This window comes from Caballeronia sp. LZ029 (genome assembly GCF_031451275.1).
GTDB lineage: Bacteria > Pseudomonadota > Gammaproteobacteria > Burkholderiales > Burkholderiaceae > Caballeronia > Caballeronia jiangsuensis.
Genome location: NZ_JARUXO010000002.1, coordinates 628565 through 647978 on the forward strand (window position 1 = coordinate 628565; position 19414 = coordinate 647978).

Sequence of the window (19414 nt, forward strand, 5' to 3'; positions counted from 1 at the left end):
GAACGTGCTCGTGGTTTCCGCGAGCATCGCCTGCGTGATGACGAGCTCGCCCACCAGATTGATGAGCTGATCGACCTTCTCCACGCCGACGCGAATCGAACTACCCTCCGCCGATGTGGCCGCCTGCCTTTCGCCAGCGCTTGCCTGCACGTTCGTTGAATCGTTCCGATTGCTCACATGCGCTGCCGGTAGATTCGATTTGCCCAATGCCCGCTCGTTCTGCGTTCCTTCGACAGTCATCGAGTTCGCCTCGACGAAAGCCGGTTCGAGCGCAGGCGTCGATTCCGCTTGCCCAGCACCACTTTTCAGTCGCTCGAGCTTCGCGCGGATCGAGGCGGCAGCGGCCTCATCCGGCTCGGCACTTGCACGATACGCGGTGATCTGCCCCGAGAGCACGTCCTTGGTGGCGAGGAACGTGTCGATCATGTCGCGGTGCAGAACGAGCTCGTCGTTTCGCGCGCGATCAAGAAGCGATTCGAGAATGTGCGTCGTGTCGGTGAGCGAGGCGAATCCGAACGTCGCCGCACCGCCCTTGATCGAATGCGCTGCGCGGAATATCGCCGCGAGGTCCTCGGGGTCGGGGTTCGCGATGTCGAGCGCAAGCAGCAGACGCTCCATCTGCGCGAGCAGTTCTTCCGCTTCGTCGAAAAAGCCTTGATAGAACTGGGTAATGTCGAGTGTCATGATTAGCCAGCCTCGTCAATCAGACGGCCTTTTCGATGAGGGCCTTTCGCATCACGGAGGCAAGTTCGCTCGGTGCGAACTTCGAGACATAGCCGTTCGCGCCGACTTTGCGCACGTGTTGCTCGTTAGCGGAACCGGACAACGACGAGTGGATCACCACCGGAATGTGGCGCAGCGACGCGGTGTCCTTGATGCGGCGAGTGAGCGTGAAACCGTCCATCTCGGGCATCTCCAGATCGGTCAAGACCATGGCGATGTGGTCGTCCACGCACGCGCCGGTCGCTTGCGCTTCGCGATCGAGTCGCTCCAGCATCTCCCACGCCTCTCGACCCGTTTTCGTCATCACGTACGGGACACCCATCGCGGCGAGACTCTGCTCAATCAGGCTGCGCGCGATGCCCGAGTCGTCCGCGGCAAGTACTTTCGCGCCCGGTTTCAATAGAAGCTGTCCGGTTTTCTCCGCACTGATTTCCTGGATGCTCGCCGGCAGCACGTCTCGCAAAATCTGTTCGACGTCCAGCACCTTCGCGAGCTGCGAACCATCGATGTCTCCGTCCAGCCGTGCAAAGCTCGTGACCATGTTGCCGTGCGCGCTCGACTCGGCCGAGAGGATCCGATTCCACTCCAGCCTTACTATGTCGTCCACTTCTTCGACGGCAAAGCCCTGCGTCGTGCGGGCGAACTCGGTCACCAGCAGGATTTTTTTCGTGCCGCTCCTTGCTTGACATCCCATCACACGGGCGAGGTCGATCACGGGAATGATCTGGCCGCGAATATTCACCACACCGAGAATCTCCGGCTTCGCACCTGCCACGCACGTGATCGTCGGCATTTCGACAATTTCACGCACCTTGAATACATTGATGCCGTAGCGATCGCGCTGTCCGGAGTCCTGCGCGTAGCCTACCTTGAAGAGCAGAAGCTCAAACATGTTGCTTCCCGCGAGCTGGACTCGCTGCTCGATATCGTCCTGTGCGTGGTTCACGGTGTATGGCTCCTGGTTCGAATAACAGTGGAAGATCTCTTCTTCTACGGTAACGGCATTTGGTTTATATAGGTTACCTAACGAATTTGTGGGTAGATCCGACGCTGCAACAAGCGGAAATATCGAATCTCGTTAATGGATCGAGGCCGTCCTTTCCGTCGGCGGCCGTGGGCCTGCCAAAATGAAAGCCCTGCATCACCTCGCAGCCCAACTGCCGAAGAACTTCGACCTGCGTTGCCGTTTCCACGCCTTCGATGACGCACGCAAGGCTCAGACTTCGGCACAGATCAACGATACTGCGCACGATATCGCGCGCACCGACGTTGGTTTCGATCTCCGCGATGAAGCTGCGATCGACCTTGATCTTGTCCAGCGGTAATCGATGGATGCAGTTCAGGCTCGAAAACCCGGTTCCGAAATCATCGAGCGAGATGTGCGCGCCCAGCGCTTTGAGCGTTTCCAACGCCTCTTGCGCCTGCTCGAAATCGTGGATGACCGCCGTTTCGGTGACTTCAAACGTGAGGCGATCGGGCGCGACACCACTTTTGCGAATCATGCCGATGAGGCGCTCGAGGGCGTCGGGCGACGCCAGATCGAGCGCGGAGAGATTGAAGGACACGCGGGCTTCGGCGGCACCGGCTTTCATGATTCTCAGTGCTTTTCCCAGCAGCACTTCGGTGAGCGTGTGAATCAGGTGGCTGCGCTCGGCCACCGTGATGAAAAGAGAGGGCGGAACCACGCCGAGAATGGGACTGTGCCACCGCGCCAGGGCCTCGAAGGAGATGATGCGTGCAGTCGTCACATCGACGATAGGCTGGAAATAAAGCGACATTTCCACCTCAAGATCGGCGTGTCGCAAAGCCTGCTCGATCTCGCCGAACTTGCGAATCTGGCTCTCATGTTCGTGCGAGAAAATGGTGATGCCCCCGCGCCGATGAGTCTTCGCAAAATAGAGCGCATAGTCGGCATGCTCGAACAACTGATCGGGCGTCTCCCCTCCTTCCGGAAAGATCGCGAGACCGATCGAACCAGACAGCGATATCGTGGCGCCGAGCCAGACGTAGGGTCTGCGAAGCGCTTCACAGATCATCGTGCCCAACCGCACAAGCTCCTGTACTTCTGTCAGATCGCGTATCAGAAGACCAAACTCGTCGCCGCCCAGGCGAGCCAGGGTGATGTGTGGTTTCGACAGCGCCAGCAAACGGCAGCCCGCTTCCTCAAGGACGCGATCGCCCGCCGCGTGGCCGTAGAGATCGTTTATCTGTTTGAATCCATCCAGGTCGATTACGCCGACGGCATATCTCAGCGGGCCGGCATTGTCGCGAGGCGCGAGCGCGTTGAGCTCGCCGAAAAACCGTCGCCGATTGGGCAAGCCGGTCAGACTGTCGAGATTCGCCAGCCAGGAGTTCTCTTCACTGAGGCGCAACAGTTCGCCCTGGCGCGCTCGCAACGATCGCCGTGACTCGACGAGGCGAGCAAAGTCACGGTAGTAGGTCAGCAGGATGACCACCATCGCAACCGCAACGAGCAACATGTTGGCCGCGATCGCCATCAGAACCACGTTACGCGTCAACGCGAAAAACAACGAGAACGGTACGACCACGATAGCCGTCAACAATAGCGCTGCCGCTCGCGTGTGCATCAGACAAAAGACACACCCGATGACGGTAATCGACATGTAGAACGCGACGTGGACGCGGGCGTAAGCGTCACCATAAGGATAGAGCGCGAGGCCCCAGGTCGTGAACAACGCCCCCAGCACGCCGATCTACACCAGCGTGGTGCGCATGCGTGCGGCAATTTGAGCATCCGTGAGCGTATGCCGACGCTTCTGCCGTCTTAGCCACGTCGCGAGCCGCATCAGACAGATTGCGCACAGCGTGATCGGAACGTCACGCGCTAACCAGGCCGGGGTCGTTCCGATATGCGTGATCGCTACCGCGACAGTGTTGATGATCAGAATGACGTGTAGCAGCGGCAACTGCCTCGCGAATGCTTCGAACTGACAGCGCGAGAGTTCATCACTGGAGTTCGAAGCACCGTTCAACGATAAAAGCCGTCGTAATAAAGGGATGTGCAATAAATTCATGTCTGAATACCGATACTTGACCGGTGCTGGTCTGCTGTCCAATGATCGATCCATCGCTCGGCGCTCATCTGCAGCTCGGCAAGCGTCGATCGATCGAGCGATGGCCACCGCTCGATCGTTTGTCGGAGCACGTCCTCGTCCTGAATCTCGATTGCTTCAGCCGCAGCGAGCAGCGTACCGAGCGGACCGTCATGGCTTTCGATAGCGGCCTGTATCGAGGGATGAACATGCAGTTGTTCCATCAGTTCGGAAAACGGCAACTCGAATATGACGTTCATCAGCGAGAGCATGCCGGTGAGCGAGGCCATGTCCGCGAAATCATCCGGCATCGTTTGATGCTCGGCGATGCGCTGCGCCATCAACTCCATGAATCTGGCACGGACGCCCACAAGCTGGACCATCGGACTGACGTCCAGCGCAATGGAAGGATTGATGCCGTTCGCGTAGATCAGCAAATGAATCCATCGGGTCATGCGCGCGATGCCGACGACAAGGATGGCCTCGCGTACCGAGGTCATCTCGCGCCGCCGGTCTGCACACCGGTTTGCATTGGCTAGCCGCAAGAGGTGCACCACGATGTCGGCATTGGCCTTCAGCGCTTCTTCGAGTTGCTTCGGATCGGGATCGGTCGATAGCACGCCCAGCAGCCGCAGAAGCGACGCCGGGCAGTGGTTGGCCTTGCGCTGACGCAGTACCTGCGCGCGCGCAAAGAAATAGCCCTGGAAGAGTTGGCAACCTGCGCGCGACGCGACATCGAAGTCGTCATGGGTTTCCACTTTTTCTGCGAGCACGGTCTTCCCTGCCCCGAGGAAATAGCCGACTAGGTTCGCGAACTGTCCGCGCGAGGTGCTCCGCATGTCGACCTTGACGATATCGATCGCCGCGAGCAGTTGCGGGGGAACATGCAGTTCTGTCGATACGTCATCCAGTGCGAGCCGGTAGCCGGCCGCGTGCAGCGCGTGGCATCGTGCAATGACGGCACCATCGAATTCGATATCCTCGAGGATTTCGAGTACGAAGCGTTCGAACGGAATGGTCTCGATTGCATCACTCATCAGAAAGCTCCGGCTGACGTTGACAAAGCCCGTGCGGTTTCGCAATACCTTCCCCACGCCGAAGTCTCCGAGTGCGCCGCACAGTACATGTGCGGTCGCCCGGTCTGCATCGCCCACGGACGCGCTGTTCTCTGCGCTGTCGCGAAACAACAACTCGTAGGCGCTCAGGCTGCCGTCGCGCGTGAAGATCGGTTGTCGTCCAAGGTAGATTTCGGACCCTGCATATGCGTCGTCAGCACTGGTATCGAACACCATGTCTTGCACGGTCCCTCCTGCTTCAAACCCTATAACCTGTTCACCTCGGACCGAGAGGCGGCACCAACTGCCGAGCCTCCGGTCATCGGTCGCCAATGGAAATAATCCCGTTCAGAATTGCTCCCAGCCTCCGGCAGCCGCTACCACCTTCTTCGGTCCGAACGCAGCGGCTCGCGGCTTCGCGGCAACAGGGGCACGGTCGGCGACGGCTGAGCGCGCCGGACTCGCGACCGCCCTTATCGTTCTCGCTTCGGTCCTCGACGGATGCTCGTCGAGGCGAAACGTTTCGACCGTACGTTGCAGTTCGAACGCCTGTTCTTCGAGGCTGGCCGCCGCCGCTGCTGCCTGCTCGACAAGCGCGGCGTTCTGTTGCGTCACTTCATCCATCTGTGTGATGGCGACATTCACCTGCTCGATACCGGCGCTTTGCTCCTGGCTCGCCGAGGTGATCTCGGCCATGATGTCGGTGACCCGCTTGACGCTGCTCACCACTTCGCCCATGGTGTGGCCGGCCTGATCGACGAGCTTCGAGCCCGCTTCCACCTTGGCCACCGAATTCTCGATCAGCGTCTTGATCTCCTTGGCGGCCCCGGCCGATCGTTGTGCGAGATTCCGTACCTCGGTCGCCACCACGGCAAAGCCTCGCCCTTGCTCTCCCGCGCGTGCTGCTTCGACGGCGGCATTCAATGCCAGGATGTTGGTCTGGAACGCGATCCCGTCGATGACGCTGATGATGTCGGCGATCTTCTTCGAGCTCGCGTTGATCTCGCCCATTGTCGTGACCACCCGGCCGACGACATCGCCCCCTTTGATCGCAATATCTGTGGCGGAGGTCGAAAGCTGATTCGCTTGACGGGCGTTTTCGGCGTTCTGACGCACGGTGCTTGTGAGTTCTTCCATCGAACTCGCGGTCTCCTGTAGCGACGACGCCTGTTGCTCCGTGCGGCTGGACAAATCGGTGTTGCCCGCGGCGATCTGTCTGGATGCCGTGCTGATCGACTCCGTCGCTTCCTTGATCTGGCCCACGACAGAGGCCATGTTGTCGAGCAACGCATTGACGCCGGAACACAGGGCTCCGATCGAACCTTGCTTGCCTTCGAGCGGCACACGCGGCGTCAGGTCACCCTCCTTAGCGGCTGCGGTGACGGCCTGCGTCTGTTCCACTGCCAGTTCGAGCACCTTCGCAGCGCGCACCTGCTCGGTGACATCGGAGGCGTACTTGACGACTTTGAACGGCTTACCGTTCATGTCCATGATCGGGTTATAGGAGGCCTGGATCCATACCTCACGACCGCCCTTGCCGATGCGCTTGTAGCGGCCCGCGTCGTACTCGCCCCGTGCGAGCTTCTCCCAGAACATCCGGTACTCGATCGTGGCGCGCTGATCGGGATCGACGAAGAGGCTGTGATGCTGGCCTTTTATCTCGTCGAGCATGTATCCCAACGTTCTCAGGAAGTTGTCGTTCGCGTTGAGGATGCGTCCGTCAAGTGCGAATTCGATCACAGCTTGAGCCTTGCCGATCGCGGCCAATTGCCCTTCGAAGTCGGCCGCCTTCAGCTTCGCCTCGGTGATGTCGGTGGCGTACTTGACGACTTTGAACGGCTTGCCGCTCGTGTCCATGATCGGGTTGTAGGACGCTTGAATCCATACTTCCTTGCCGTCCTTGCAGATGCGCTTGTACTGACCGGCGTCGTATTCGCCTCGCGCGAGCTTCTCCCAGAACAGCCGATACTCGACACCGGCGCGATGCGCGGGATCGACAAACAGACTGTGGTGCTGCCCCTTGATCTCGTCCAGCGAATAGCCGAGCGTCCTCAGAAAATTGTCATTGGCGCTCAGCACCCTGCCATCGAGCGTGAACTCGATGACCGCCTGAGCTTTGCTGATTGCAGCCAGTTGCCCTTTCATGTCCGCCCACTCTCGCGCCTCGTCCTGGATATTGGTATTCCCGGTCGTGCTGATTTGGGACGGCGCATCGGCGGTTACTGCCCTGCGTCTTCTGGCAAAAGAAAACCTCATTTGACTCTCCTCAACTTCACGGTGACAGGTGGAATGCACGGCATGCAGCGACACGCCGCTCGGGTACGCGAAACTGGAGCACATCTCACTTCCGATGAGGCGTCGTAGCGAACCGAACGATCTGAAACAATGAGCCGTGTTGATTCAAAAATCCTAAGCATGACTAAGCCAACCTGCGACTCGGACATTTGTACTTCACACTACTCTAAGAGGGGTAACGACAGAGGTATTTTCTACTTGAGAGAGGGTAAACCGGAAGCAAACGATTGGGCCGCGGTGAAAACGATTTAAGGTTTATTGAATTTATCTATCGAATGCCGCTTCCGATCTTTAAGGTATTTTATTTCTTTCAATCGCACACTCTACAGATTAGCTACACATCCGTAGATATATCATCGAGTAATGTTTAGTAGTCGATGCTATCTCTGGAAGAGAAATGATCTTTGACTAAAACGTATTAGATCGAAGCGAAGTTGAACCCGCAAAGTATCTTCAATGTATTGGTCGCCTGTGCGAAATCGCACAAGCCGCAAAACGAAAAAATTGGACAAAACGCGGCCCGTCGTTCATATTGCACGACTCGGGGAATTTGGACTCTTGACTGGCGCTATCAGCGCCTGCTCAAATCATGCGTGGTGATTTGAGCGGCCGCCATAGTACGAACGGACCCTCGGCGCCTCGCTTGTGCGATGCGCCTCTCCTCTTTAAGTGTTCTTCGCAAGAGCGCCTTTGGCGCGCCTTGCTTCACAATGTTGTGCCTTTTTTCGTCGACGCTAGGACTCGCGTGGCCTTGCCTCGTGCGAGCCGGTTCTTTTTGTTTGAGAAATTCATAACGATGTTTCACGCTTAATAGCGATGCATACATCGAAATAGATTAACTATTTAGGATTGCATAGCGGATAAGTATTCGCTGATTCATTCCCACATAATAAGCATGAACAAGGGTATTCACAAACTCGTCTTTAGCCGTGTGCGACATATGCTCGTCGCCGTCGCGGATTTCGCCAACGCTCACGGCAACACGCCCGGCACGTGCCGCGCAAACGCCATCGTATGTGACGCCGAATGCGTGCCCGCATTGCGCGCGATCGCGCTAGCCGCGACGCTACTCGCCGGCAATGTCGTCTTGAGCGCGCCGTCGCTCGCGCAGATCGTCGCGGCACCCGGCTCGGGCGCGAATGTCGTGCAGACGCAAAACGGGCTTCCACAAGTCGATATCGCAAAACCCTCGGGGGCGGGCGTATCCCTGAATAATTACGCGCAATTCGACATTCAGAAACCAGGCGCAAACAAATAAGGTTAACGACAGTGAAACCGCGACATCGCAAGATCGCGTAAAAGATGTGATTAAGAAATAGAGGCCAAACTGAGCTATGAAGATCAAGATAATTGAAGATGGTAACCTTGCATCATGGGTTAGGTTGCTGCTTATCGTTGCTGGTATTGGTTTAGCTGTGATTGCACTGGAATTTGATGTCCCATCCTGGGTCGCAAAGACTCTACTGTTGACAGGGTTTGGAATTGGTCTGGTTGGTGGAATGACGAGTCGCGCAGCGCTGTTGAAAATAAAGCCGTTCGACAACAGCTATAAGAAGGCACGCAAGAGCTACGAAGTGAAGGACGAGGAGCAAGACAAGTCTTGAAACGACAAACCCGGCCGTAATCGGGTTTGTAGTGTGTTCAGCAGTTCAGGCCGGCGTGATGACAAGCCTGCCCTGTTCGCCCTGCACTTTGACCCGCTATCTCGGTTCAAATCCGGCGCGCTCAAGCCATCGCCCGGCGAGGGTGAACTGCGTGGGCTCAGACGTCTAGCGTCGGATTTACGAGAAAGCGCGCACGCGTATGCCTTCCTGAACGGTGAGCATCGGCGGAGTCGCCGAAGGCTAGTTCTTCGGGCATTTATCGCTTGTTTAGGGGCAGTTAGTTTTTCAGGACAACGTATCAATTTATTGAATAATTATTGGCATTGAATAAGAAAGGACGAACTCAAGATGACAAACAAAACGACGGCCCTGCGCGATGATTCCTTCGCGGTCGCTCAGGTGGCGCTTTACATATTTGCCGGACAGAGCGCCTTATCTGCGCTCTTGATCCTCACGGGCGCGATACCTTTACCCATTGACGCGCAAGCATCGCTCATGCAGCGCGCTTCCGTCATTGCGTCAGGGGCGGCGACCTCGCTGTGCTTAGCGCTAAGTCATTTATTACTCGCGAGATGCCTGGATCGTTGTACCAAGCTCGTTTGGCGCGTGGCGCTGGGGATGTTCCTGTTAAACGCACTATTGAGCGTCCCCGCGTTTTTCGCACGCCCATCGATTTTCCCGATACTGACGGGTGGTCTATCAATCGCAGGCGCATGGTCAATCTTTAGAGGGCGGAAGACGTTCGATGACCAGTCCGACGAGGTGTGTGCTTCTGTGAATGGTGGCATATGAAAAGAGTCAAACTAGCGGCCCTGCCGCTCTCAACCGCCTTAACGCTCGCCGCGCACGCACAGCCAGCGCCAACAATCGCCGACGAAGCCGCCGCCGCTCGCGCCAACGCGCTACGAAATCAACAGGTACAACAGCAACGCGACGCCGAGCAGCGCGAGGCGACTGTACAAGCGCCCGCAGTGCGCTCGACGGTGCCGACCGATGGCGCTTTTCCGACGCTACCAGACGAGCAGCCATGTTTTCGCGTCGACACCTTCGCGCTTGATGTCCCAGCGACATTGCCCGATGCGATCCGCGAGAAAGGCGCATCGGCGCTGCCGCTCGATCGCTTCGCCTTCGCCCGCGAATGGCTCGACCACTATCGCGGACAATGCATCGGCCGCGAAGGCGTCGCGATACTCGCCAAGGGCATCCAGCAAGCCGTGCTAAGTCGCGGCTACGTGACGACGCGCGTCCTCGTACCCGAGCAGGACATCGCGGGCGGTACGCTTTCGTTCGCGCTCGTGCCCGGCGTGATTCGCGATATCCGCTTCGCCGATCCGGTAACGTGGGCATCGTGGCGCTCGGCATTCCCGACGCGGCCGGGCGACGTGCTCAACCTGCGCGACCTCGAGCAAGGCATCGAACAAATGAAGCGGCCCTCAAGCCAGGACGCCGACATGAAAATCGAGCCGACCGGCGCACCGGGCGAGAGCGATGTCATCCTCTCGCTCAAGCGCGCGAAGCCCTGGACGCTCGTCGCCTCGGTGGACAACTCGGGTAGCCGCGCGACGGGCAAGCTGCAAGGCAATCTAAGCCTCGGCCTCGACAATCCGCTCGGCCTGAACGACGTCCTGAGTCTCGGCGCCAATCAGGATCTGTATTTCGCCGACGAGGGGCTCGGCTCGCACGGCTTCAACGGCTCGTATTCGATGCCGTGGGGCTACTGGACCGGCTCGCTCTTCGGCTACACGAGCACGTACTACCAGCAGATCGCGGGGGTCAATCAGACGTTCGTGTCGAGCGGTAACGCACAGACGGCGGGCGTCAAGCTGGCGCGCGTGCTACGCCGCAGTCAGAGCGATGTGCTCGGCGCCTACGTGCAGCTCTCGAAACGGTTCGGGGCGAGTTTCATCGACGATACCGAGATCGAGATTCAGCGGCGCAATAACACCTTTTTCGAGGCGGGGCTCACGGATCGGCACTACATCGGCGGCGCGCAGATCGACGGCACGCTCGCGTATCGCCAAGGGATCGGCGGCCTCGGCGCAACGCCCGACCCCTATCCGTCCACGCCGATGCCCACGAGCAGGCCGACCTATCGCTATCGCATGGCGGTGCTCGATTTCAACCTCTCGGCGCCGTTCGCCGTGGCGAGTCAGCCGTTCCGGTACGTGACGACGCTCCACGGCCAATATTCGCCCGATACGCTCTTCTACGTCGACGATCTCACGATCGGCAGCCGATACACGGTGCGCGGCTTCGATGGCGAACAAATGCTCGCGGGCGAGCGCGGGTTTTACTGGCGCAACGAGTTGCAGGCGCCGCTCGGGCAGTCACGACAATCGCTCTATGCGGGCGTTGACTACGGACGCGTGTTCGGCCCGAGCACGGCTTTTCTCGCGGGCACACAACTCGTCGGCGCGGTGATCGGTCTGCGCGGCAGCATCGCCTTGAAGTATGGCGGACTGAGCTATGAGTTCTTCGCGGGCACGCCGCTCTACAAACCATCGGCGATGTCGACCTCGCGCGTGACGCTCGGTTTTCAGGTCATGGCGCAACTCTGACGGAACGGGCTTCGGATTTCGCGGGCTCGTACCGTGTCAGGAAATTTCTCCATGCACCCTAGGGCGCCCCCGCGCCCGACTTCACGCTGCCATCAGGCTGCGGCACCTCGATCGGCTTGACCTCGACCGCCGCGGTGCCGTCCTTCTTGAGCCCGAGCTTATCGGCCGTCTTGGGCGAAACATCGACGATCCTGTCCTTCACATACGGCCCGCGATCGCGAATCTGCACCACTTCGCTGTTGCCATTCTCGAGATTCGTGACCCGTGCCTTCGTGCCGAGCGGAAGCGTCTTGCTCGCGGCGGAATCGGATTGCGGATTCATCGGCGTGCCATCCGCCATCTTCTTCTTGTAGAACTTGTGGCCGTAATACGAAGCCTTGCCCTTGCGCGGTTTGCCGGAGCGATCGAGATTGCGTTCATGAGCGGACGTGGTCTTCGCGTGAGGTTCGCTCGCACAAGCCACATACGCCGTGCTCAGACTGCACGACAGGATCACGCATACGAATGCCCGAAGCCGCTTCATGTTCCTTTCCTCTCGAACTCGACGTCCCGACTGCTTCGTAGTAGCACGGATCGCTCCATTTCCCTCTGCTCAATACGCTGGCCCCCGATCTCCACACACGCCGGACGACAGCTTGTATAGTGCGAGAGCCTAAGAACTGTGGATCACGGGAACCGTATGAACCAGAAGAACAAAAGGCGTCTCTTGTTGACGGGCGGCATTGCAGCGGCAGCGCTGGGGTTGAGCGGATGCACGACCACGGGACCATCGTCCGGTGAGACAGCGGCAGGCACGGCCGATCGCGATCGCGCCATCGACGCCGCCGTCGATGCGACGCTCCAGCGCCTCTATGCCTCCGTGAACGGCTCGCGCGAACTCGTGAACAAGGCGCGCGGCGTGCTCGTCTTTCCACGCGTGATATCGGCGGGCTTCTGGTTCGGCGCACAGTACGGCGAAGGCGCGCTGCGCGTGGATGGCCGAACCGACGGCTACTACAGCACGGCAGGCGGTTCGTTCGGCTTGCAGATCGGCGCTCAGTCGAAAGCGCTCATCTACGTGTTCCTGACCGACGACGCGCTCGCGCAATTCCGCAAGCGCGACGGCTGGGCAGTCGGCACCGATGCGACCGTCGCCGTCATGAAGCTCGGCGCCAACGGCCAGCTCGATACGACGACAGCCACCAATCCCGTCGAGGTTTTCGTGCTGACGAATGCCGGACTCATGGCCGGCGTGTCGCTCGAAGGCACCAAGGTCAGCCGGTTGAGCGACTGAGCGCTACTCCGTCGGGCCGGACAGCGGCCTCGTCGCCATCGCGCGCGTGAGGCCGTGGACCGGGCGACGCACGGCCACATCGAACGGATTGATCTGCGGGCCGATCGTCGCGGCCTGACGCTTCAGCAACTCGACCACCATCGGCAGACGGTCTTCGCCGAGACGCGTCGACAGCGTGCCGACGCTCAATGCGCCCACCGCAAGCCCCGCACGATCGAGTATCGGCACCGCGACGCCCGCCATGCCATCGATCAATCCGCTGTTACGCCCCGCGTAGCCCTGCGCGCGCACGCGCTCGATCTCGGTGCGCAGATAGACCTCGTCGAACACACCATAGTTATGCAGCCGCGGCACGTTGAAGCGGATGATCTCCTCGCGCTCTTCCTCGGGTTGAAACGCGAGAATCGCGAGGCTGCCCTGCCCGACGCCCAAGGCCACGCGCCCGCCCACATCGCCGGTGAACGAGCGGATCGGGAACGGGCCTTCGCACATGTCGAGGCACACCGCATCGAAGCTGCTTTTCACGAGCAGGAAGATGGTGTCGCCGAGACTCGCGCATAGCCGCAGCAACGCGGGCCGGCACAGCGTGCGCATACGGCTCGGGTTGCCCGCCTGCGCCGCCAGCGAAAAGAAATCCACGCTCAGCCGATAACGCTTGCTCCCCTCGTCCTGTTCGACGATGCCTTCCGCGATCAGCGCATGCAGGATGCGATGCACGGTGGCCTGCGTCAGTCCCACCGCCTTCGCAAGCGCGGTGACACGGCTACCTTCGGCCTGATCCTCGCCGAGCGCGCGAATCACGGCGAACGCACGCTGAAGCATGCCGACGCCCGGCGCGTCCGCCGCCTGCGTTCCGTTTCCTTCGTCAGAAGCCTTCATCTTCGCCTCGTGTATTCCATTCAACGGAATGTCCGCGCCCTGCATTTCTTCGCCCCTATTCGACCCGATTCAGCCGCGTTACGCAATCTAAGGGATAACCCAAATCACGCTCATCGAAATAATTTCCTTTCTATGTCGATATAAATTCCACTGTTCGAAATCTACAGGCAAGTTTCACTCATTCAATGGAATTTCAAATTGACGCACCGAAATATGGCTAGCTAGAGTCGGTTCATCGGAATCAGTCGCACACAGGCGGCGCGCGACGCGCCGAAGGGGCAGGCCATGTCGTTCCTCACATTGACCGATCTGTCGAAGTCGTTCGGCGATCTGCACGCCGTCGCCGACGTCAATCTGTCGGTCGAGAAAGGCGAATTCGTCTCGCTGCTCGGACCCTCGGGCTGCGGCAAGACCACGACCTTGCAGATGATCGCGGGCTTCATCGAAGCGACGCGCGGACGCATCATGCTCGACGGCCGCGACATCACGCATATGCGCCCGAACCGGCGCGGCCTCGGCATCGTGTTCCAGAGCTACGCGCTCTTTCCGCACATGAGCGTCGAGCAGAACGTGAGCTTCGGACTGGAGATGCGCGGCATCGACAAGAGCGAGCGCCGCGAGCGCGTGCGCGACGCGCTGTCGCTCGTGCGGCTCGACAAGTTCGCGCATCGCTTTCCGCGCGAGTTGTCGGGCGGGCAACGTCAGCGCGTGGCGCTCGCGCGCGCGATCGTCATCGCGCCGCCCGTGCTGCTGCTCGACGAGCCGATGTCCAATCTCGACGCGAAGCTGCGCGAGGACATGCAGTTCGAGTTGCGCGGCATTCAGCGCAAGATCGGCACGACGACGATCATGGTCACGCACGATCAGTCCGAAGCGCTGTCGATCAGCGATCGCGTCGTCGTGATGGAAGCGGGCCGCATCACGCAGGTCGATACGCCCTATCGCGCGTATGAGCGTCCCGAGACGAGCTTCGTGTCGCAGTTCATCGGCAAGGCCAACATGCTGCGCGGCACGATCGTCGCGCGCGATGGCGACGCCATTCGCATCGATCTCGGCCACGATCTCGCGGAGACCGGCTCGACCTCGCAGCTTCCGGAACGCGAGCGCGCGATCGGCGTCGGCGATGCGGTCACCGTCTGCATCCGCCCGGAAAAACTGAGGCTCGGCGTGGCGGGCAGCGGACGTCTGCCGGGGCGCGTGACGAGCCGCTTCTTTCTCGGCAGCCAGTGGCTCTACCGGCTCGACAGCCGCGCGGGCGAAATGCTCGTGTGCTGCCAGAATCACGGCGACGAGCCGCTCGAAGAAGGCGCGCAAGTAGGCATCGACTGGAACACGGAATCGATCCGCTTCATCCAGCAGGAGGCCGCCCGTGGATAGCACGCTGCGTTCTTCCGAGTCTGCGTCGGCGGCGGAATCGAATAGCGCCCGGCGCGCGCCGTGGCATGCGTATCTGCCGCTCTGGATCATGAGCGCGCCCGCGCTGCTGCTTTTCGCGGTGCTCGTGATCGTGCCGCTCGCGATGACGCTCGCGCTCACGTTCTATCGATTCGATCCCGCGATCGGCTCCGTCGCCGCGTTCGATCTGCATAACTACGCCGAAGTGCTCGGCTCGTCGTACTTCCACACGATCTTCGCGCGCACGTTCGGCATCGCCGCGCTCGTGACCTTGCTGTGTGTCGTGATCGGCACGCCCGAGGCGTACATCCTGTCGCGCATGGGCGATCCGTGGCGCTCCGTCTTCCTGCTGGTGATTCTCGCGCCGCTGCTGGTTTCGGTGGTCGTGCGCGCGTTCGGCTGGAGCATGCTGCTCAACGTGAACGGGCTCGTGAATCAGTTGCTCGGCGCGTTCGGCTTCGGTCCGTACAAGCTGCTCTATACGACCTTCGCGATCGTCATCGCGCTGGTTCACGTGATGCTGCCGTTCATGGTGATCCCGGTGTGGACCGCGCTGCAACGCATCGATCCGCAGACGGAAAACGCCGCGCTCTCGCTGATGGCCTCGCCCGCCGTAACGCTGAGGCGCATCGTATTGCCGCAACTCGTGCCGGGCATTTTGTCGGGCAGTCTGATGGTGTTCGGCCTGTCCGCGAGCGCCTTCGCGATTCCGGGCCTGCTCGGCGGACGCCGTCTGAAGGTCGCGGCCACCACCGTCTACGACCAGTTCCTCAGTTCGATGAACTGGCCGCTCGGCGCGACCATCGCGGTGCTCTTGCTCATCGCCAATCTGGTGGTGATGCTCACTTACTATCGCGTGCTCGAGCGGCGCTATACGCGCAGCATGGGCTGAACGAGGCGATCCATCATGCGCAAAAACGGTCCCGTCGCGCTGGCGTTCCATACGATCGTGATCCTGTTCGTGCTGGCGCCGCTCGTCATCGTCATGCTGGTCGCGTTCACGCCCGAAGAAACGCTGACGCTGCCCACACACGGCCTCTCGCTGCGCTGGTTCCGCGCGATTCTCGATTATCCCGACTTCATCTCGGCGTTCTTCAACAGCGTGAAGCTCGCGTTCGCATCGGCGACGCTGTCGCTCGTGATCGCGTTGCCCGCCGGACTCGCGATCGGCCGCGCGCGCTTTCCGGGACGCGGCTTTCTGAACGGGCTGCTGCTCTCGCCGCTCGTGATTCCCGGCCTCGTGCTCGGCATCGCGATGCTGCGCTTCTTCGCGCTGATCGGCGCGACCGGCTCGTTCGCGTGGCTGATCCTCGCGCACATGGTCATCATCACGCCGTTCGTGATGCGGCTCGTGCTCGCGTCGGTGAGCGGCATGGACCGCAGCATCGAGCACGCGGCGGCGTCGCTCGGCGCGAGTGCGTGGACGACCTTCCGCCGCGTCACGCTGCCGATGATCCTGCCCGGCATCACCGGCGGCTGGCTGCTCGCGTTCATCAACAGCTTCGACGAGCTGACGATGTCGGTCTTCGTCACGTCGCCGCAAACGGTCACGCTACCGGTGCGCATGTACATGTACGCGACCGAATCGATCGATCCGATGATGGCGTCGGTCTCGGCGCTCGTCATCTTCATCACCGCGGGCGCGATGCTGATTCTCGACCGCGTGTACGGGCTCAACCGCATTCTGATCGGCCAGCACTGAACCCACTCTCATGAGCACCGCAACGATTCATCATGCGCCGCAGTTCGTTCGTCTCGACGAGATCGAGCGCGCACGCATTCCCTTCGTTCTCGATGGCGTGCCGGCCGAAGCGCTCGCGGGCGATACGCTCCTGACCGCCATCCTCATGCATCAAAGGCATGTGCGGCACAGCGAATTCAGCGGCAAGCCGCGTGCGGGCTTTTGCCTGATCGGCGCGTGTCAGGACTGCTGGGTGCGCGGCGAGGACGGCAAGCGCATGCGCGCATGTTCGACGCGCATCGAAGCGGGCATGCGTGTCGTCACGGAGGACGCGCGATGAGCGGCGCACATCGTGTGGTGATCGTCGGCGCGGGACCGGCTGGCATTCGCGCGGCGGAAACGCTCGTCGCGGCGGGGTTGCGGCCAGTCGTCATCGATGAAAACGCGCGCTGGGGCGGACAGATCTATCGGCAGCCGCCCGCCGACGCGGGCTTCAAACGCAGCGCGGTGACGCTCTACGGCTTCGAAGCGAAGAAGGCCGAAGCCGTGCACAGCGCGATGGCGAAGCTGCTGCCGAAGATCGACTATCGCCCCGACACGCTCGCGTGGGCGTGCGAGCAGAACCGCCTCGACACGCTTCACGCGGGACGCGAGGCGAGCGTGCCGTTCACGCATCTGATCATCGCGAGCGGTGCGACGGATCGCATCGTGCCGCTGCCCGGCTGGACGCTCGCGGGCGTCTTCACGCTCGGCGGCGCGCAGGTCGCGTTGAAGGCGCAAGGCTGCGCGATCGGTTCGCGCGTCGTGTTCGCGGGCACCGGGCCGCTCCTGTATCTCGTCGCCTATCAATACGCGAAAGCGGGCGCGCGAGTCGCGGCCGTGCTCGATACCAGCCCGTTCGCGCGTCAGGCCGCCGCCGCGCCGCGTCTGCTGAACCAGCCTGCGACGTTCGCCAAGGGCCTGTATTACGTCGCATGGCTGCAGGCCCATGGCGTGCGTATCGAACGTGGCGTGACGCTCGATAACATCGATGGCGACGATGCCGTGCGCGGCATCCGCTGGCGCACGCATCGCGGCGCGCCTCGCTCGCTCGACTGCGATGCCGTCGGCATGGGCTTCGGCCTGCGCCCCGAAACGCAGCTCGCGGATCTCGCCGGATGCCGCTTTCGCTTCGACGCGCTCAATCGCTGCTGGCTCCCCGAGCGCGACGCGGCGGGCCGCAGCTCGGAGCGCAACGTGTATCTCGCCGGCGACGGCGCGGGCATCGCCGGTGCGGACGCCGCCGAGCTCGCGGGACGGCGCGCCGCGCTCGCGCTGATCGAAGACATCGGCATCATGACGCACGAACGCGCTCAGCCCGATGCCGCGAAGCTCGAACGCGAACTCGAACGCATCGCCATTTTCCGCGCGGGCATCGAGCATGCCTTCGCGCCGCCCGCGAACGCCGCGCAGGACTGGCCCGACGACATGATCGTGTGCCGCTGCGAGGAAGTCACCGCCGGCACGATGCGCGCGTGCATCCGCAGCGGGCTCGCCACGGAAGTCAATCGGCTGAAGGCGCTCACGCGCATCGGCATGGGCCGCTGTCAGGGCCGCATGTGCGGCGAATCCGCCATTGCGCTCGTCGCCGCCGAAACCGGCAAGCCGCTCGCGGAGGTCGGCCGTCTGCGCAGCCAGGCACCCATCAAACCCATCCCGATCACACCGATGCTCTACGACGACGGCGTGCAGGTGCAGCCCGAGGAAGCCCACGATGAGTGACGTCCGTCCGGGTGTGAGTCATTACGATGTGGTGATCGCGGGCGGCGGACTCGTCGGCTCATCGACGGCGCTTGCGCTCGCCAGAGCGGGAATGCGCGTCGCGCTGATCGAACGGCGCTTCTGCGGCGCGCAGGCGAGCGGCGTGAACTACGGCGGCGTGCGCACGCAGGGACGCACGGCAGAACAGTTGCCGCTCGCCGTGCGCGCGCGGCGCGTGTATGGCCGCCTGCCCGAGCTGATCGGCATCGACGGCGAGATGGTCATGTCGGGTCATCTGCGTCTCGCGCGCTGCGAAGCCGATCTCGACGTGCTCGATCGATGGTCCACGATGGCGCGCGAACACGGCGTTCAATCGCAGGTGATGAGCGGTGCTGCATTCCGCAAGCGCTATCCATGGCTCGGAACCGCGGCGATCGGCGGCTCGCTCTGCCCGAGCGACGGCCACGCGAATCCGCGTCTCGTCTCGCCGGGTTTCGCGCACGCCGCCCAACGCGCGGGCGCCGATGTGCGCGAGCAGACCGAACTCGCCGACATCACCTTCGACGGCACGCGCTTTCAGATGCGCGCGGGCAACGAGCGCGTCAGTTCCGACTGGCTCGTCAACAGCGCGGGCGCGTGGGCGAACCGCATCGCGGGCAGCTTCGGCGAAAGCGCGCCGATGAAGCCCATTTATCCGAACATGTGGGTGACCGAGCCGCTGCCGCTCTTTATCGGGCACAGTCTCGGCGTGGTCGGCGGCGGCATCTATGCGCGTCAGGTCGAACGCGGCAACTGCGTGATCGGCGGCGGGCGCGGACATGGCGATGGCGAGTACGCGCAGCCATCGACGGCCACGACGCGCGCCGTGATGCGCGACGCGTGCGCGCTGTTGCCCGCCCTGCGCGACGCGCTCCTGATCCGCACCTGGAGCGGCGTGGAAGGCGAGACGCCCGACAGCAATCCGGTCATCGGGCCGAGCCGCACCACGCCGCGTCTTCTGCATGCTTTCGGTTTTTCGGGCGGCGGCTTTCTGCTCGCGCCCGGCGTCGGCGAAGTGCTCGCCGAACTGGTCACGCAGGGCGCGACCAGCACGCCGATCGACGCCTTCTCGATCGGACGGTTCAGTTCGATGCCTCTACCCGTCACTCACTAAATCAG

The 19414-nt window shown here is 61.5% G+C and carries 19 protein-coding genes; 11 read left to right on the top strand and 8 right to left on the bottom strand.

The window, feature by feature from the left end; all coding sequences use genetic code 11:
• The 6 genes from QCE73_RS17680 to QCE73_RS17705 all read right to left on the bottom strand — a co-directional run.
• Positions 1–684: Hpt domain-containing protein (locus QCE73_RS17680; protein WP_309882665.1), on the bottom strand; the 684-nt coding region annotated here is incomplete at its 3' end.
• A 19-nt stretch (positions 685–703) separates the two neighbouring features.
• Positions 704–1669 carry a chemotaxis protein gene (locus tag QCE73_RS17685; RefSeq protein ID WP_309882667.1) on the bottom strand — a complete coding sequence of 322 codons (966 nt, stop codon included), beginning with the start codon at positions 1667–1669 and terminating at the stop codon, positions 704–706.
• Positions 1670–1742: 73 nt separating this feature from the next.
• Positions 1743–3419 (bottom strand): EAL domain-containing protein, encoded by a 1677-nt coding sequence (locus QCE73_RS17690; RefSeq protein WP_309882669.1) that lies wholly within the window; start codon positions 3417–3419, stop codon positions 1743–1745.
• 18 nt (positions 3420–3437) lie between these two features.
• Entirely contained in the window at positions 3438–3758 is a 321-nt protein-coding gene (locus tag QCE73_RS17695; RefSeq protein ID WP_309882671.1) for a hypothetical protein, read from the bottom strand.
• Positions 3755–5068: an EAL domain-containing protein gene (locus tag QCE73_RS17700; RefSeq protein WP_309883149.1), complete on the bottom strand. Its 1314-nt coding sequence runs from the start codon at positions 5066–5068 to the stop codon at positions 3755–3757. Before QCE73_RS17700 ends, QCE73_RS17695 begins: the two co-directional genes overlap by 4 nt.
• 111 nt (positions 5069–5179) lie before the next feature.
• The gene (locus QCE73_RS17705) at positions 5180–7087 is read right to left on the bottom strand and encodes a methyl-accepting chemotaxis protein (protein WP_309882672.1); all 1908 of its coding nucleotides are present in this window, start codon (positions 7085–7087) and stop codon (positions 5180–5182) included.
• 934 nt (positions 7088–8021) lie between these two features.
• On the opposite strand from QCE73_RS17705, the gene QCE73_RS17710 reads away from it, so the two are divergent.
• The 4 genes from QCE73_RS17710 (at position 8022) to QCE73_RS17725 (ending at position 11288) form a co-directional block, all read left to right on the top strand.
• Positions 8022–8384 carry an ESPR-type extended signal peptide-containing protein gene (locus QCE73_RS17710; protein ID WP_309882674.1) on the top strand — a complete coding sequence of 121 codons (363 nt, stop codon included), beginning with the start codon at positions 8022–8024 and terminating at the stop codon, positions 8382–8384.
• A gap of 76 nt (positions 8385–8460) precedes the next feature.
• The gene (locus QCE73_RS17715; protein WP_309882675.1) at positions 8461–8730 is read left to right on the top strand and encodes a hypothetical protein; all 270 of its coding nucleotides are present in this window, start codon (positions 8461–8463) and stop codon (positions 8728–8730) included.
• Between the two features lie 348 nt (positions 8731–9078).
• Positions 9079–9522, top strand: a complete 444-nt coding sequence (locus tag QCE73_RS17720; RefSeq protein ID WP_309882677.1) for a hypothetical protein — start codon at positions 9079–9081, stop codon at positions 9520–9522.
• Positions 9519–11288: a ShlB/FhaC/HecB family hemolysin secretion/activation protein gene (locus QCE73_RS17725; RefSeq protein WP_309882679.1), complete on the top strand. Its 1770-nt coding sequence runs from the start codon at positions 9519–9521 to the stop codon at positions 11286–11288. Before QCE73_RS17720 ends, QCE73_RS17725 begins: the two co-directional genes overlap by 4 nt.
• A gap of 58 nt (positions 11289–11346) precedes the next feature.
• Here the strand turns inward: QCE73_RS17725 and QCE73_RS17730 are convergent, their stop codons facing one another.
• On the bottom strand, positions 11347–11811 hold the full coding sequence (locus QCE73_RS17730) for a septal ring lytic transglycosylase RlpA family protein (RefSeq protein ID WP_309882680.1): 465 nt from the start codon (positions 11809–11811) through the stop codon (positions 11347–11349).
• 156 nt (positions 11812–11967) lie between these two features.
• Between QCE73_RS17730 and QCE73_RS17735 the strand changes: the two genes are divergently transcribed.
• Positions 11968–12561 (top strand): YSC84-related protein, encoded by a 594-nt coding sequence (locus tag QCE73_RS17735; RefSeq protein ID WP_309882681.1) that lies wholly within the window; start codon positions 11968–11970, stop codon positions 12559–12561.
• A 3-nt stretch (positions 12562–12564) separates the two neighbouring features.
• On the opposite strand, the gene QCE73_RS17740 is transcribed toward QCE73_RS17735, so the two are convergent.
• Complete coding sequence (locus QCE73_RS17740) at positions 12565–13440, bottom strand: IclR family transcriptional regulator (protein WP_309882682.1); 876 nt, start codon at positions 13438–13440, stop codon at positions 12565–12567.
• Between the two features lie 285 nt (positions 13441–13725).
• Here QCE73_RS17740 and QCE73_RS17745 point away from each other — a divergent pair, with 285 nt between their 5' ends.
• The 6 genes from QCE73_RS17745 to QCE73_RS17770 are packed head-to-tail and all read left to right on the top strand — an operon-like array spanning position 13726 to position 19409.
• A complete protein-coding gene (locus tag QCE73_RS17745; protein ID WP_238212108.1) occupies positions 13726–14817 on the top strand; it encodes an ABC transporter ATP-binding protein in 1092 nt (363 codons plus the stop codon).
• The gene (locus tag QCE73_RS17750; RefSeq protein WP_309882684.1) at positions 14810–15727 is read left to right on the top strand and encodes an ABC transporter permease; all 918 of its coding nucleotides are present in this window, start codon (positions 14810–14812) and stop codon (positions 15725–15727) included. Before QCE73_RS17745 ends, QCE73_RS17750 begins: the two co-directional genes overlap by 8 nt.
• A gap of 15 nt (positions 15728–15742) precedes the next feature.
• The gene (locus QCE73_RS17755; protein WP_309882686.1) at positions 15743–16537 is read left to right on the top strand and encodes an ABC transporter permease; all 795 of its coding nucleotides are present in this window, start codon (positions 15743–15745) and stop codon (positions 16535–16537) included.
• Between the two features lie 10 nt (positions 16538–16547).
• On the top strand, positions 16548–16856 hold the full coding sequence (locus QCE73_RS17760) for a (2Fe-2S)-binding protein (RefSeq protein ID WP_035503804.1): 309 nt from the start codon (positions 16548–16550) through the stop codon (positions 16854–16856).
• Entirely contained in the window at positions 16853–18277 is a 1425-nt protein-coding gene (locus QCE73_RS17765; protein ID WP_309882688.1) for an FAD/NAD(P)-binding oxidoreductase, read from the top strand. The genes QCE73_RS17760 and QCE73_RS17765 overlap by 4 nt, the downstream gene beginning before the upstream one ends.
• Positions 18270–19409, top strand: coding sequence for an FAD-dependent oxidoreductase (locus QCE73_RS17770; protein ID WP_309882689.1), 1140 nt, complete (start codon positions 18270–18272; stop codon positions 19407–19409). Before QCE73_RS17765 ends, QCE73_RS17770 begins: the two co-directional genes overlap by 8 nt.
• The last annotated feature ends 5 nt before the right edge of the window (positions 19410–19414 follow it).

Bases quoted from the DNA above. Each gene is read 5' to 3' on its own strand.
- QCE73_RS17695 (WP_309882671.1), bottom strand. From the start codon at position 3,758: ATGAATTTATTGCACATCCCTTTATTACGACGGCTTTTATCGTTGAAC.
- QCE73_RS17700 (WP_309883149.1), bottom strand. From the start codon at position 5,068: ATGGTGTTCGATACCAGTGCTGACGACGCATATGCAGGGTCCGAAATC.
- QCE73_RS17705 (WP_309882672.1), bottom strand. From the start codon at position 7,087: ATGAGGTTTTCTTTTGCCAGAAGACGCAGGGCAGTAACCGCCGATGCG.
- QCE73_RS17710 (WP_309882674.1), top strand. From the start codon at position 8,022: ATGAACAAGGGTATTCACAAACTCGTCTTTAGCCGTGTGCGACATATG.
- QCE73_RS17715 (WP_309882675.1), top strand. From the start codon at position 8,461: ATGAAGATCAAGATAATTGAAGATGGTAACCTTGCATCATGGGTTAGG.
- QCE73_RS17720 (WP_309882677.1), top strand. From the start codon at position 9,079: ATGACAAACAAAACGACGGCCCTGCGCGATGATTCCTTCGCGGTCGCT.
- QCE73_RS17725 (WP_309882679.1), top strand. From the start codon at position 9,519: ATGAAAAGAGTCAAACTAGCGGCCCTGCCGCTCTCAACCGCCTTAACG.
- QCE73_RS17730 (WP_309882680.1), bottom strand. From the start codon at position 11,811: ATGAAGCGGCTTCGGGCATTCGTATGCGTGATCCTGTCGTGCAGTCTG.
- QCE73_RS17735 (WP_309882681.1), top strand. From the start codon at position 11,968: ATGAACCAGAAGAACAAAAGGCGTCTCTTGTTGACGGGCGGCATTGCA.
- QCE73_RS17740 (WP_309882682.1), bottom strand. From the start codon at position 13,440: ATGAAGGCTTCTGACGAAGGAAACGGAACGCAGGCGGCGGACGCGCCG.
- QCE73_RS17745 (WP_238212108.1), top strand. From the start codon at position 13,726: ATGTCGTTCCTCACATTGACCGATCTGTCGAAGTCGTTCGGCGATCTG.
- QCE73_RS17755 (WP_309882686.1), top strand. From the start codon at position 15,743: ATGCGCAAAAACGGTCCCGTCGCGCTGGCGTTCCATACGATCGTGATC.
- QCE73_RS17760 (WP_035503804.1), top strand. From the start codon at position 16,548: ATGAGCACCGCAACGATTCATCATGCGCCGCAGTTCGTTCGTCTCGAC.
- QCE73_RS17765 (WP_309882688.1), top strand. From the start codon at position 16,853: ATGAGCGGCGCACATCGTGTGGTGATCGTCGGCGCGGGACCGGCTGGC.
- QCE73_RS17770 (WP_309882689.1), top strand. From the start codon at position 18,270: ATGAGTGACGTCCGTCCGGGTGTGAGTCATTACGATGTGGTGATCGCG.